The 13,702-nt window shown below is 39.4% G+C and carries 15 protein-coding genes and 1 riboswitch; of the genes, 13 read left to right on the forward strand and 2 right to left on the reverse strand.

All coding sequences use genetic code 11. The annotated features are described in order from the left end of the window. Nucleotides 1-13: 13 nt before the first annotated feature. The 6 genes from msrA to qoxD all read left to right on the forward strand — a co-directional run bounded on the left by msrA (nt 14) and on the right by qoxD (nt 6,023). Nucleotides 14-538, forward strand: coding sequence for a peptide-methionine (S)-S-oxide reductase MsrA (msrA, locus tag ACQKKO_RS15145; protein ID WP_498648594.1), 525 nt, complete (start codon nt 14-16; stop codon nt 536-538). A 102-nt stretch (nt 539-640) separates the two neighbouring features. Then, complete coding sequence (locus ACQKKO_RS15150; protein ID WP_498648596.1) at nt 641-1,813, forward strand: alpha/beta hydrolase; 1,173 nt, start codon at nt 641-643, stop codon at nt 1,811-1,813. A gap of 320 nt (nt 1,814-2,133) precedes the next feature. Continuing rightward, on the forward strand, nt 2,134-3,108 hold the full coding sequence (gene qoxA, locus ACQKKO_RS15155; RefSeq protein ID WP_498648598.1) for a cytochrome aa3 quinol oxidase subunit II: 975 nt from the start codon (nt 2,134-2,136) through the stop codon (nt 3,106-3,108). A gap of 37 nt (nt 3,109-3,145) precedes the next feature. Next, nucleotides 3,146-5,092: a cytochrome aa3 quinol oxidase subunit I gene (gene qoxB / locus ACQKKO_RS15160; protein ID WP_498648599.1), complete on the forward strand. Its 1,947-nt coding sequence runs from the start codon at nt 3,146-3,148 to the stop codon at nt 5,090-5,092. Further along, nucleotides 5,093-5,710 carry a cytochrome aa3 quinol oxidase subunit III gene (qoxC, locus tag ACQKKO_RS15165; RefSeq protein WP_498648601.1) on the forward strand — a complete coding sequence of 206 codons (618 nt, stop codon included), beginning with the start codon at nt 5,093-5,095 and terminating at the stop codon, nt 5,708-5,710. It abuts the gene before it with no gap. A gap of 1 nt (nt 5,711) precedes the next feature. Continuing rightward, nucleotides 5,712-6,023: a cytochrome aa3 quinol oxidase subunit IV gene (gene qoxD / locus ACQKKO_RS15170; RefSeq protein ID WP_498648604.1), complete on the forward strand. Its 312-nt coding sequence runs from the start codon at nt 5,712-5,714 to the stop codon at nt 6,021-6,023. A gap of 42 nt (nt 6,024-6,065) precedes the next feature. On the opposite strand, the gene ACQKKO_RS15175 is transcribed toward qoxD, so the two are convergent. Then, nucleotides 6,066-6,344: a spore morphogenesis/germination protein YwcE gene (locus tag ACQKKO_RS15175; protein ID WP_498648606.1), complete on the reverse strand. Its 279-nt coding sequence runs from the start codon at nt 6,342-6,344 to the stop codon at nt 6,066-6,068. 239 nt (nt 6,345-6,583) lie between these two features. Between ACQKKO_RS15175 and ACQKKO_RS15180 the strand changes: the two genes are divergently transcribed. The 3 genes from ACQKKO_RS15180 to ACQKKO_RS15190 all read left to right on the forward strand — a co-directional run bounded on the left by ACQKKO_RS15180 (nt 6,584) and on the right by ACQKKO_RS15190 (nt 9,835). Further along, nucleotides 6,584-7,900 (forward strand): S8 family peptidase, encoded by a 1,317-nt coding sequence (locus ACQKKO_RS15180; protein WP_498648608.1) that lies wholly within the window; start codon nt 6,584-6,586, stop codon nt 7,898-7,900. A 44-nt stretch (nt 7,901-7,944) separates the two neighbouring features. Beyond that, on the forward strand, nt 7,945-8,220 hold the full coding sequence (locus ACQKKO_RS15185; protein WP_498648610.1) for an acylphosphatase: 276 nt from the start codon (nt 7,945-7,947) through the stop codon (nt 8,218-8,220). Between the two features lie 223 nt (nt 8,221-8,443). Continuing rightward, nucleotides 8,444-9,835 (forward strand): alanine/glycine:cation symporter family protein, encoded by a 1,392-nt coding sequence (locus tag ACQKKO_RS15190; RefSeq protein ID WP_498648612.1) that lies wholly within the window; start codon nt 8,444-8,446, stop codon nt 9,833-9,835. A 68-nt stretch (nt 9,836-9,903) separates the two neighbouring features. Here the strand turns inward: ACQKKO_RS15190 and ACQKKO_RS15195 are convergent, their stop codons facing one another. Continuing rightward, the gene (locus ACQKKO_RS15195) at nt 9,904-11,133 is read right to left on the reverse strand and encodes an aminopeptidase (protein WP_498648614.1); all 1,230 of its coding nucleotides are present in this window, start codon (nt 11,131-11,133) and stop codon (nt 9,904-9,906) included. A gap of 126 nt (nt 11,134-11,259) precedes the next feature. Then, nucleotides 11,260-11,303, forward strand: a riboswitch (PreQ1 riboswitch). 92 nt (nt 11,304-11,395) lie between these two features. Here ACQKKO_RS15195 and queC point away from each other — a divergent pair. The 4 genes from queC to queF are packed head-to-tail and all read left to right on the forward strand — an operon-like array spanning nt 11,396 to nt 13,699. Beyond that, nucleotides 11,396-12,058, forward strand: coding sequence for a 7-cyano-7-deazaguanine synthase QueC (gene queC / locus ACQKKO_RS15200; protein ID WP_498648671.1), 663 nt, complete (start codon nt 11,396-11,398; stop codon nt 12,056-12,058). Continuing rightward, nucleotides 12,058-12,486, forward strand: coding sequence for a 6-carboxytetrahydropterin synthase QueD (gene queD / locus ACQKKO_RS15205; RefSeq protein ID WP_498648616.1), 429 nt, complete (start codon nt 12,058-12,060; stop codon nt 12,484-12,486). Before queC ends, queD begins: the two co-directional genes overlap by 1 nt. Further along, on the forward strand, nt 12,479-13,189 hold the full coding sequence (gene queE / locus ACQKKO_RS15210) for a 7-carboxy-7-deazaguanine synthase QueE (RefSeq protein WP_498648618.1): 711 nt from the start codon (nt 12,479-12,481) through the stop codon (nt 13,187-13,189). The genes queD and queE overlap by 8 nt, the downstream gene beginning before the upstream one ends. A gap of 12 nt (nt 13,190-13,201) precedes the next feature. Next, nucleotides 13,202-13,699, forward strand: a complete 498-nt coding sequence (gene queF, locus ACQKKO_RS15215) for a preQ(1) synthase (RefSeq protein ID WP_498648621.1) — start codon at nt 13,202-13,204, stop codon at nt 13,697-13,699. Nucleotides 13,700-13,702 lie beyond the last annotated feature (3 nt).

The following is a 13,702-nucleotide window of genomic DNA, read 5'->3' on the forward strand; positions in this document are numbered from 1 at the left end:
GGAGAGATCGAACATGGAGAAAGCAACATTTGCAGGTGGATGTTTCTGGTGTATGGTTCAGCCATTTGATGAACAGCCTGGCATTCATTCTATCACCTCGGGTTATACAGGTGGATCCGTTCAGGATCCAACTTATAAACAAGTGAAAACAGGTGAAACTGGACACTATGAGGCAGTAGAAATTGTATTTGAACCAGAAGTGTTTTCGTATCAAAAATTATTGGACTTATTTTGGGTTCAAATTGACCCTACGGATGCCGGTGGACAGTTTCAGGACCGTGGCGATCAATATCGAACAGCTATTTTCTATCATACGGAAGAGCAAAAACAACTAGCTGAGCAATCAAAACAACAACTTGCAGAAAGTAAGCGATTTGCGAAGCCAATCGTCACAGAAATTTTAGCAGCCGATACATTTTTCCCTGCGGAGGAAGAGCATCAGGATTTCTATAAGAAAGAACGGAAAGCATATAAAGAAGACCGTAAGCAATCGGGTAGAGATGAGTTTATAGAGGAAAACTGGAACACCCTAGATTAAATGTGTGACAACCTAAAGAAATCTCTTGCAATCTCTTCCACTATTCATTAATTCTGCTATACTGAGTAGCATAATCTTATGTTTAGTGGAGGAGATGTTTTATTGAAGGCTTTTATGCGTAAAGGACTAATCCTTGTTGCCTCAATGTCTCTAGGACTCATTATGATTTTGCTTACAATGACCATTACAGTGCATGCATGGACAAATACAGAGGCAGGTAAAGTACCAGTAAAAACAGCTGTTATCTTACATGCAGTTGCAAATAATCTTTTACCAACCGATTTAAAAGCTCCATCCTTTTTAGCAGCAAAAGGTTCATCTCGGTTTGACCGATCACTAGTTGATATCCCAACTTCAGATTCAAGTACAGTGACAGCTCGGATGTATCAACCAAAAGAGGCTGGTCCACACCCAGTTATTCTTTATTTTCATGGAGGAGCTTTCATGAAGGGCTATGGAAATATTGATACTCACGATAATATTGTCCGCTCACTTGCAGCTAGAACAAACAGCATTGTTGTTGCGGTTGAGTATCGTTTAGCACCTGAATTCCCTTTTCCAACGGCTATCGAGGACGGATATGATTCGTTGAATTGGATTGTAAGTCATGCATCTGAATATGATGTAGATGTTGGTAATATTGCGGTTGTTGGCGATAGTTCAGGGGGGAATGTAGCAACATCTGTAGCAATGATGTCAAGAGACCTCGACGGACCATCAGTGAAAGCAGAAGCCTTGTTGTACCCGTTAACCACATTCCTTGATGAAGATTTCTACTCACGCGACCATTATTCAAGCGGCTACTATCTTTTATCAAGAAATGTAATGGAACTAGCAAGATCAACATATACGCCTGATGAAATGATGTGGCAGTCTCCATACAGCTCGCCTCTTGAAGCAGATGTAAAAAACATGCCACAAACATTTATTGTTACTGCCGAATTTGATCCGTTGCGAGATGAAGGCGAGGCGTACGCAGCAAAGTTAGCGGCTGCTGGAGTACCAGTGGAGGCGACTCGTTATAATGGTACGATGCATGGATTTGTTTCCTTTTTTGAAGTGATGCAAAGTGGAAAGCATGCATTAAATGATACAGCTACGTTTTTAAATCAGTCATTTGCAGATGAAAGAGAGTTTGAACCGTATCAGCTTGCTTATTATGAACACGGGAATTTACGTTCTTCCATTCAAGATGAATTGGAAGCATATACGATTGGAAGTTATTTAATTAGCAAACAAGCCTTATCAATGTTCCCTTTTAATGCAGGGAATTAAGATAAGGTTTTTTTAAGGTTAAAAAATTGTACTTTTCGCTCGAAATATGTCACAATCATAAAGTCTTTTGCACATAAACCTTCTCACTCATTACATAATTATGGTGAATTTCGGGTAGTATTTTATTGAGTGCAATATATTTCCAATTATGTGGCAAAGTCAGTAAAACACACCGCAAAATTTGTGATATTTTTGTGAGAGTTTGTGTAAATGCTACCCTTACGTGTCATGTTTTATGGTAGGATATAAGCAATGAAAGGTATGTTCAAGGGTTCACAAAAAGTTTATGCAATTACGTCTTAGGAAGAAGGGTGATACCTTTGCTGAAAAATGGTAAGTCTCTAAAGTGGCTAGCGTTCCTTGCGTTGAGCCTATTTTTGAGCGGATGTGGAAATATGACAGTGCTGGATCCAAAAGGCCCGGTTGCAGAATCGCAGGCTTGGCTCATTTGGTTCTCTATTGGATTCATGCTATTAATTGTTCTTGTAGTCTTTATTCTACTAACAGTTATACTAGTCAAATATAGAGAACGAGATGATCATAAGGGTTATCAACCCGAGATTGAAGGAAGTCATAAGTTAGAAATTATTTGGACGATCATACCTGTCATTATCGTTATTATTCTTTCTGTACCGACAATTATGACAATCTTTGAGCTTGAGGAAGCTCCAGCTGCGACAGCTCATAAAGAGCCTGTTGTTGTACATGCAACAAGCGTAAACTGGAAATGGATTTTTAGTTATCCAGAGGAAGGGATTGAAACAGTTAATTACTTGAATATCCCAACTGACCGTCCGATTTTGTTTAAATTGACTTCTGCTGATTCCATGGCTGCTTTATGGATTCCTCAGCTAGGTGGTCAAAAATATAATATGGCCGGAATGGAAACACAATTGTTCTTACAAGCAGATCATGTGGGGACATATGCTGGACGTAATGCCAACTACACAGGTGAGGGATTCTCCGAACAAAAGTTTGATGTAGTTGCATTAGAGCAAGGCGATTTTGATGCTTGGGTGGAAGAAACACAATCAGATGCCCCTGAGTTAACTCAAGAAGAGTATGACAAACTGATGGTGCCTGGTTCAGCTTCAGAAATGACATTTAGTTCAACACACTTGGACTGGGTTGATCATTCAACTGATGCAGAATATGCGATTAACGCTTGGGAGCGTATGGGATATGAACCAATTAATCCACACTCTCGTGCCGGTAAAGCATATGAGATGCCTGCGTTAACACAATCAGATTCTGGAGAGATAGAAGGGTTTGAAAGTCAAGCTGCTAACGAATAGCAAGTGAAGTACTTTCAAATGAAAGGGGACGCTACTTTTGAAATGGGATGAATTTATTATAACTGGAGATCCGCTAATTTTAGGCGCCCAAATCTCCATCCTGATTTCTGCCATTGGAGCCGTGTTTGTGCTCACATACTTTAAAAAGTGGAGATGGCTTTGGGATGAGTGGATTACGAGTGTTGATCATAAAAAATTAGGGATTATGTATATCTTAATTGCGATCTTAATGTTTTTCCGTGGAGGAATTGACGCATTAATGATGCGTACGCAATTAGCTGCACCAAATATGACATTTTTAGATTCACTGCATTATAATGAAATTTTTACAACACACGGTACGATCATGATTATCTTCATGGCAATGCCATTCTTAATCGGTTTAATGAACGTCGTGATTCCATTACAAATTGGGGCACGAGACGTTGCATTCCCATTTTTAAACAACTTAAGCTTCTGGACATTTGTTATTGGTATGGGACTATTTAATATTTCCTTTATCATTGGTGGATCTCCATCTGCAGGGTGGACCAGTTACATGCCACTCGCTTCAAATGAACTGAACCCTGGTCCAGGGCAGAACTATTACTTGCTAGGGCTACAAATCTCAGGGATTGGTACATTAGCAACTGGGATTAACATGATGGTAACGATCTTTAAGATGCGTGCTAAAGGCATGAAACTTATGATGATGCCAATGTTTACGTGGACAACATTAATCACTTCAATGATTATTGTTCTTGCGTTCCCGGTATTAACAATTGCTTTAGCTGAAATGACGTTTGACCGTTTATTCGGAACACATTTCTTTAACTTAACCAACGGTGGTATGCCAATGCTTTGGGCCAACCTATTCTGGATTTGGGGACACCCTGAAGTATATATCGTGGCACTTCCTGCGTTTGGTATCTTCTCAGAGATTATTACAACGTTCTCTAAAAAGCGTTTATTTGGATATAACGCGATGGTTTATTCCATTGTTGCGATTTCAGTATTAAGTTTCCTTGTTTGGGTGCATCACTTCTTTACAATGGGCTCAGGTGCTGTTGTTAACTCGTTCTTCTCGATTACAACGATGGCGATTTCAATCCCAACAGGGGTGAAAATCTTTAACTGGCTTCTAACCATGCATAAAGGCCGGATTACATTCTCGACACCTATGCTTTGGTCTGTGGCGTTTATTCCAAACTTTGTTATTGGTGGGGTAACAGGAGTTATGCTTGCAATGGCTGCTGCTGACTACCAATATCACAATACGTATTTCCTAGTTTCACACTTTCACTATGTACTAATCGCGGCTACAGTATTTGCCTGCTTTGGTGGGTTCATTTACTGGTATCCGAAGATGTTTGGTCATAAGCTAAACGAACGCATTGGTAAATGGTTCTTCTGGATCTTTGTGGCTGGATTTAATATTTGTTTCTTCCCACAATATTTCTTAGGACTTGACGGAATGCCTCGTCGTATTCATATCTATGGTGTGGAAGACGGTTGGTTTGCACTGAACTTTATTTCAACGGTCGGAGCCTTTATTATGGGTCTTGCCTTTATTATTCTTGTTTATAACATCTACTACAGCTTCCGTTACTCTCCAAGAGAGACAACAGGAGATGCGTGGGGTGGACGTACATTGGAGTGGGCTACCTCTTCAGCGATTCCGCCGCATTATAACTTTGCTAAGGTTCCAGAAGTTACATCAATGGATCCTTACTGGGATATGAAAGAAAAAGGAATTGATCCGAATAAGATCGACAAATACGAAAAGATTCATATGCCTAGTAACACAGCTGTTCCGTTCGTTATGGGATGTTTCATGTTCTTCGCAGGATTTGGACTTGTCTTTGAATGGTTCTGGATGGGTATTGTAGGTGCAATTGGAATCTTCGCTTGTATGGCTTACCGTTCATTTGACTATGATGATGGTTACTATGTAAGTGTAGAGGAAATTGAAGAAACTGAAAAACGTGCAAGGGAGGCGAAGTAAATGGCCCATGCCCAAGATGCAGAATACGCCAATGAACCGCTTGAATTTCAATCAGCTGAAGGTCGGAATAATATTCTTGGCTTCTGGATTTTTATCGGAGCAGAATTCGCCCTTTTCTCAACGCTGTTTGCCACATACTTTGTACTAGTTAATCGAACAGCTGGTGGAATTACGGCTGACCATTTGTTTGACTTACCGCTTGTTTTAATTATGACATTCCTACTTTTGACTAGTAGCTTTACATGTGGCCTCGCCATTCATGCGATGCGAGCAGGAAAAGTGAAGCAGTTAATTACTTGGATGGCTATTACGCTTGTACTTGGTCTAGGATTTGTCGGTTTTGAAATTTATGAGTTCTGGCACTATGCTCATGAAGGGGCTACATTATCTACAAGTGCATTCTGGTCAGCATTCTTTGTGTTACTTGGTACACACGGACTACACGTATCCATTGGTATCGGCTGGATTGTGTTGCTACTTATTCAGGTGAAACGTCGTGGGTTGACACCACGTACAACGTCAAAGGTATTCATCGCGAGTCTTTACTGGCACTTCCTTGACGTGATCTGGATCTTTATCTTCACAGGTGTTTACCTAATGGGTCTGGGGGGATTGTAAGATGAGTCAAAATAAATCACATACTCCTTGGTCACACATCATTGGATTTCTTGGATCGATTCTATTGACGCTTTTTGCAGTATGGATTGCATTGTACACAGATCTATCGACACTTGCTAAAGTCATTGTAATCTTTCTGTTTGCTTTCGTTCAAGCTGGTGTTCAATTGTTTATGTTTATGCATATTCGCGAAGGAAAAGATGGCGTGACACAAGCTGGTCATACAATCTTTGCCATCTTCATCGCTGTAGTTATTGTTATCGGTTCTTATTTTGTATTAGAATTTGGTATTCATTTACCTCAGCATTATTAATAACAAAAACCACCCAATGTCAATTGGGTGGTTTTTTATCGTTTATACAAGACGTTTTGGCTGACGCTCAAGACGTTTTGCTTTAATAAACGGCATGCCGTAAAGGACAATTGCAGCATAATGAGCTAATATAACATTTACAGAAAACGTAAAGATAAACCATGCTTCAATCCACCATGTTGGATTTATGATATAAATGGAGCCAAGTACCCACAATGCAATAATTCCCGGAATGCTTGCGATAGCAAGTTTTCGGTACTCAAGCCATAGAAATAAAGGAGTAGCACTAGCAACAAACATGTAGAAGAAAAAGATACCCATTATCATCAACTCCTAAAACAAAATTGGTTATAGCTAATATATGAATATTGCGTGTCTAAGTTGTGTCTATTTTGTGATATTTGTAGTATACCCCATAAAATCGTTTTTGAAAACCCTTACATTTTATTTTCTGAAATTGATTCATAAGCCTTTTGTCTTATTTTATAGGACGTTGTTCTAATCGAAGGTGAAAAAGATTCATATTGTGTAAGGTAGAGTAATTGGAGTGGGGGGATTTTATGTTTCGTTATTCTATGATTAAATTTATAAGGAAACATGCTTCAAAGCTTGATAAACCGCTGCGGGACTCCATTTTAGAGCTTCATCATTCATTTCGATTTGCACCGATAATTGTACATCCATTTCTTGAACAAATGATGAAAAAGAGGCAAAGGGTTTCAATTATAATTGAATTTGAAAAATCAAACGTTTTTTTACAATCGTTTGTTCTTGAACATATTTTAGATGGTCATCGACGCTGTCATGTCCGTAACCGTTTTTCGTGTATATCAAGTTGTAGCGCAGATGTAACTCTCGAAAGATTAGAGTTCATTGTTACACATTTCCCTTCAGTTAAAAAAGTGTATCTTAATCGAACGGTTAATGCTTTAATGTGGCGTTTTAACTCAACGAAACAAAGGAATAGTCAAACTCGATTGATCGAAACCGGTAAAGGGATTAATGTCGCCATAATAGATACAGGAATTTTTCAACATGAAGACTTAAAGGATCGAATCTATGACTTTGTTGACTTTATTAATCAAAAGGAAAAGGCATATGATGATAACGGTCACGGGACTCACTGTGCCGGAATTATCGCAGGAGATGGATCTCGATCAGAAGGTTTATTAAAAGGAATTGCACCAGAAGCTAACGTTATAGGCGTTAAGGTTTTAGATCGAACGGGGTCAGGTACAATTGAAACGATTATACAGGGTGTAGATTGGTGTATGAAATATAATCAAAAAAACCCTAACCGACCAATCCATGTGATTTCATTATCAATTGGAACACACGCTACGAAATACCGAACAGTAAAAGATGATCCAATTGTTAAAATAGTGGATGAAGCATGGAGGTCTGGAATTACGGTCATTACAGCTGCAGGTAATGATGGTCCAGAGCCTTTTACCATCTCGAGTCCAGGTGTTAGTGAGCAAATTATTACTGTTGGTGCAATCTCCACTGATCATCTTACGTTCCCTGACGCTTTACCTGCTGATTTCTCAAGTAATGGCCCCACGATATATGGGCAACCAAAACCAGATCTTTATGCTCCAGGATTGAATGTCACATCCTTACGAAATCCAGAGTCATTTTTAAACAGGTTTCAAAAATCAGTTAACAAAAATCGATATTACACAAAAATGTCGGGAACCTCTATGGCTACGGCTTACTGTGCAGGTGCAGTTGCTTTACTTCTCCAATCGAGCGCATCTTTGACACCTGATCAAATAAAAAATCTTCTTGTAAAAGGGGCCAAATCAGATAACCGTAAGATAAGAGTGTTAGACATTGAGCGTTCATTAGCACTATTAAAAAATCGTCATGTTTAATTTTCTCTACATTCGGTCATTTAATGATAGATAGGGGGGATACGATGAAGAAGCGAACTCATTGTCATATAAATGGTAGGGTACAAGGTGTCGGATTCCGGTATTTTGCACAAGAATTAGCTGTCAATAACCACTTGGTAGGCTGGGTGCAGAATAACGATGACGGAACAGTTGAATTAGAAGCAGAGGGAGAAGAAAAAGAAATTAAATCGTTTCTTCTAGCATTAAAAAAAGGGAACCGGTTTGCAAGTGTTTTAACCATTCAGGATCGTGATATGAATGTCACTGAACGGGAAAAGTCGTTTAAAATTAGTTATTAAGGCAAAAACATGCTGCTGAGAATACATTCTCAGTAGCATGTTTTTTGAAACGTTCTCATAATTTGAGGTATTGCCCTTTACTCTATTATATGGATTCAAGAAACAATTAAAGGAGTTAGATTGTTTATGTCGAATTATATGACAAACATATTGACGAAAACAAAGGAAATACATTAGACTTTGATGATGTACAGTATCGAAGTGTAGCGAGAGGGGAAGGAATATGGACTTTATTTTAAATGCTTGGTCAAGTTTTATCGAATGGTTAGAGTTGGCCGTGTCTGTAACGAGTGATATTGTTTGGGGGCCAATTACCTTAATTCTGATCGTCGGAACAGGTGTCTTTTTAACATTTCGTTTAGGATTCTTACAAATCTTTAATCTTCCTTACGCGCTAAAACTAGTTTTCTTTCCATCGAAAGAAAAAGAGAAGGATAAAGCAAAAGGAGATATCTCACATTTTCAATCATTAATGACAGCCTTAGCTGCCACCATAGGAACTGGTAATATTGCTGGTGTTGCATCTGCCATCTTACTTGGAGGTGTAGGTGCTATCTTTTGGATGTGGGTAGCTGCTTTTTTTGGAATGGCAACAAAATATGCAGAAGCGATATTAGCGGTAAAATATCGTGTGCAAAACAAAAATGGTCAGTTTTCAGGTGGGCCAATGTATTACATAGAAAAAGGATTAGGTTGGAAATGGCTAGCTGTGTTGTTCGCTCTTTTCGGATTCTTAGCTTCTTTCGGAATTGGAAATATGACACAATCTAACACGGTAGCTGCATCGCTTGAATCTAGTTTCAATATTGCTCCTTGGATCACAGGCCTACTATTAATGATTCTTGCTGGATTGGTAATTTTAGGTGGAATTAAGCGAATTGGACGTGTTGCATCAATTATCGTGCCATTTATGGCCGTTGTTTATTTACTTGGTGGATTAGTCATTATCTTTATGAATATTACGCTTGTCCCAGAAGCCATTTCTACTATTGTTACGGCCGCTTTTACTAACGAATCAATTGCAGGTGGAATACTAGGGACAGCGATTCGTTACGGGGTAGCTAGAGGGGTCTTTTCAAACGAGGCCGGACTTGGTTCAGCACCAATCGCGGCAGCGGCTGCAAAAACAGACTATCCAGGCAGACAAGCGCTTGTATCTATGACAGGAACTTTCTTAGATACCATTATCATTTGTTCAATCACTGGGCTTGTTATTGTCATAAGTGGTTTATACTCTGGAATGGAGTCGGATCGCTCTGGTATTTTAACCGGTGAGGCATTTAATGCGTTGTTACCTGGATTCGGAGGCTATATCGTTACATTTGGAATCATTTTCTTCGCCTTTACAACTGTTCTTGGATGGTCATATTATGGAGAAAAATGTTTTGGTTATTTATTCGGTGACCATAATGCTCATTATTATAAAATAGTGTACGTACTCTTTGTATTTGTGGGGGCTGTTTCACAGCTTGACTTAATCTGGGGAATTGCAGATATCTTTAATGCACTTATGGCGATTCCTAACTTAATTGCTTTATTATTCTTATCTGGTGTAATTGTTAGTGAGACTCGTAAGTTCCAAGAAGTACGACGTGGCGAGCGATTAAAGAACTAATAATAATGTTATAAAGAAAAACACTTCTACAATCACACGTAGAAGTGTTTTTCTTTTAAAAGTTGAATTTAAATAGCCCAGTTTCCATCACGGAAGACAGGTACCTTTGACCCATCGGAATGAATTCCATCAATATTCATTGTTCCAGAACCAATCATAAAGTCAACGTGAGTTTGACTTGTGTTAATTCCGTTTGCTTCAAGTTCTTCATTTGTCATTTCTTTACCACCTTCAATATTAAACGCATAGGCACTTCCAATGGCTAAGTGGTTTGATGCATTCTCATCAAATAGTGTATTAAAGAAAATAATGTTTGTATCAGAAATCGGTGATTGGTGTGGAACCAATGCAACCTCACCGATGTAACGAGAGTTTTCATCGTTCTCAAGAAGTCGTTCTAATGTTTCTTGACCTTTTTGGGCTGTGGCTTTCACGATCTTACCTTCTTCAAAAGTGAGCGTGAAATTCTCGATAAGTGAGCCGCCATAGCTTAATGGCTTAGTGCTTGTTACTTGACCATTTACGCCAGTTTTCTTCGCAGCTGTAAAGACTTCTTCCGTAGGCATGTTTGCTACAAAGTCTACACCACTTTTGCTAATGCTGCCTCCAGATACCCAAAGATGCGTTTCTGGTAATTCAATTGTTAAATCTGTTCCTTCCGCCGTGTAATGAAGCGCGTGGAAGTGCTGTTGGTTTAAAATGTCCATCTTTTCATCTAATGTAGCCAGATGTTCTTTCCATGCTGCGACTGGATCCGGTTGATCAATTCGAGTCGCTGCAAATATAGCATTCCAAAGCTTTTCAACCGCTCTTTCGCCTTGCTCTTCAGGGAAAACCGTTTCTGCCCAGCCTACTGATGGCACAGCAACAATCGACCAACTCACTTTGTCAGAAGTAATGTATCTTCTGAACCCATTTAATGCCGCTCCGGCTGCTTTGTTAGCATTTGCAATGCGAGTAGGGTCAACGCCCTTTAGTAAATCCGGATCAGAGCCAGTGATGCTTAAGAAAGCAGAACCTTTTTCAGCTTCCTCTTCTAACCCTTTTGCACGCCACTCTGGATATGTATGAAATGATTCGTCAGGTGCTAAGTGATACTTTAGCTTTGAGATTTCTTCATCAGACCATTCGACTTCAACATGACCAGCTCCAGCTTCGTACGCTTTTTTAGCTACTACACGAACAAATTCCGCTGCGAAAAGTGGAGTGCGAATAACCAGTGTTTGACCTGCTTGAATATTCACCCCAACTTTTACGGCGAGATCTGCATATTTTTCTACTTGTTCAACAAAAGACATTAGAAAGCCTCCTCAATTAAGCAAACTGAATTTCTATTCTCTCCTATATTACCAACTTTTACGCAAAGTGAAAAGAATAGCTGACTGAGAATAGATATGTTAAACTAGGAGCAACGGATTGAATAGGTATAAGAGGTTCGCAAACTCCCTCTATAAAAAACTAACAGTAAGCTGAGTTCCGTTTTTAACTGGACCAGTTTTTTTTCCTGTGTTTGGGGTTACGAACGCTCTTTTTCCTTAAAAAAGGAGTTAAGAGTGTATGATGAAAGAAGAAAAAGCCGTCGTTGTGTTTAGCGGTGGACAAGACAGTACAACGTGTCTGTTCTGGGCACTAAAAGAATTTAAAGAAGTGTATACCGTAACATTTGATTACGGTCAAAGGCACGCTGCTGAAATTGAGTGTGCAAAAGAAATTGCAGCTGAATTAGGTGTATCATTTCATGTTTTAGATATGACCCTGATTAATCAGTTGTCTGCAAATGCCTTAACACGTGATAACATCGAAGTAAAAGATGGGGAAGAGGGAGAGCTGCCATCAACATTTGTTGCGGGGCGTAATCACTTATTCTTATCGTTTGCAGCTGTATATGCACGTGAAATGGGTGCACGTCACCTAATTACTGGAGTCTGCGAAACAGATTTTAGCGGATATCCGGATTGTCGTGATGTATTTATCAAATCTCTAAATGTGACATTGAATCTGGCGATGGATGAACAGTTTGTCATTCATACACCTTTAATGTGGCTCAATAAAGAACAAACATGGGAGCTTGCAGACGAACTTGACGCTCTTACGTTTGTTCGTGAAAAAACATTAACTTGTTATCATGGTGTGCGCGGTGATGGCTGTGGCGAGTGTCCTTCCTGTATCCTCAGAAAGAATGGCTTAGACGCGTATCTTTCTAAGAAAGGGGAGCAAGCGTAATGTTACAGCAATTTTATCCGCAGGTACCACATTCCTATACATTTGAATTAAATAAGGATATGCATTTGGCAGCTGCTCATTATATAGATGATGAACGAGCTGGAAACTGTCAGAATATGCATGGTCATACGTATTTTATTAACATAACGATTGCAGGTGACGAGCTGGACGAGCTAGGGTTTTTAGTAGATTTTAAACGTTTAAAGCAAATCGTTCATAAACGTTATGATCATACTCTATTAAACCAACACCCTGAATTTAGTCATCGTCCTCCAACAACGGAGGAGGTTTCACGTCAAATTGGTGAAGCTGTTCAAGCTGAATTAAACACACTTGCAAACAAACCGGTTTGTTTGCAGGTTGTCGTTCGAGAAACGCCAACGAGCTATGTTGTATTCCGACCGAAGCAAGGTGATTCTCATGCGTAAAATACCAGTAATGGAGATTTTTGGACCAACCATCCAAGGTGAAGGAATGGTTATTGGGAAGAAAACCATGTTTGTGCGTACAGGTGGCTGTGATTATAAATGTTCTTGGTGTGATTCCAGCTTTACTTGGGATGGAACTGGGAAAAGTACATTAATGACGGCCGAAGACATTATCCATTCATTAAAAGAAATCGGGGGAGAGCAGTTCTCTCACGTTACGATCTCTGGTGGAAATCCTGCTTTGCATAAAGGAATTGGCGCACTTGTTGAACAACTCTCTGAGCTCGGCATCGAGGCTGCCATCGAAACACAAGGTACAATCTGGCAGGAGTGGTTACCGATGATTACGGATGTAACCATTTCGCCCAAACCGCCTAGCTCAGGGATGAATACGGACTTTGAGAAACTAGATGTCTTTTTTAAGCATCTTTCGAAAGAGCAGGCCAGCTTAAAGGTTGTAGTATTTGATGACGTAGACTTTGATTACGCAGAAGATGTTCATAAGCGGTATCCACATATTCCATTTTATTTACAAGTGGGAAATCCAGACGCATCAACAACAAATGACCAAGCATTATTATCCGATCTATTAACAAGATATGAATGGTTAATTGACAAAGCAGTTACAGCAGCATCAATGAACGATGCTCGTGTATTACCTCAGCTCCATACATTAGTGTGGGGTAATAAACGAGGCGTATAAGGAGAGATTCAAATGAGCGGACGACAAAAAGAAGAGCTTGAAGGGGTAACATTGCTTGGAAATCAAGGCACTAAATATGAGGTGGAATATAACCCAGGCATCCTTGAAATCTTTGAAAATCAACATCCAAATCGAGATTATTTCGTGAAATTTAACTGTCCAGAATTCACATCGCTGTGCCCTATTACTGGACAACCTGATTTTGCTGCGATCTACATTAGTTACGTTCCTGATGTGAAGATGGTAGAAAGCAAATCGTTGAAGCTATATCTTTTTAGCTTTAGAAATCATGGGGATTTTCATGAGGACTGTATGAATAAGATTATGAATGATTTGATTGAATTAATGGATCCTCGTTACATTGAAGTTTGGGGTAAATTCACGCCACGAGGCGGGATTAGTATTGATCCGTATTGTAACTACGGCAAGCCAGGTACTAAGTTTGAAGAGATGGCGAACTACCGAATGATGAATCATGATTTGTATCCTGAAACGATCACAAATCGATAAAAT

Source organism: Alkalihalobacillus sp. NPDC127517, assembly GCF_050276055.1.
Classification (GTDB): domain Bacteria; phylum Bacillota; class Bacilli; order Bacillales; family Bacillaceae_D; genus Alkalicoccobacillus.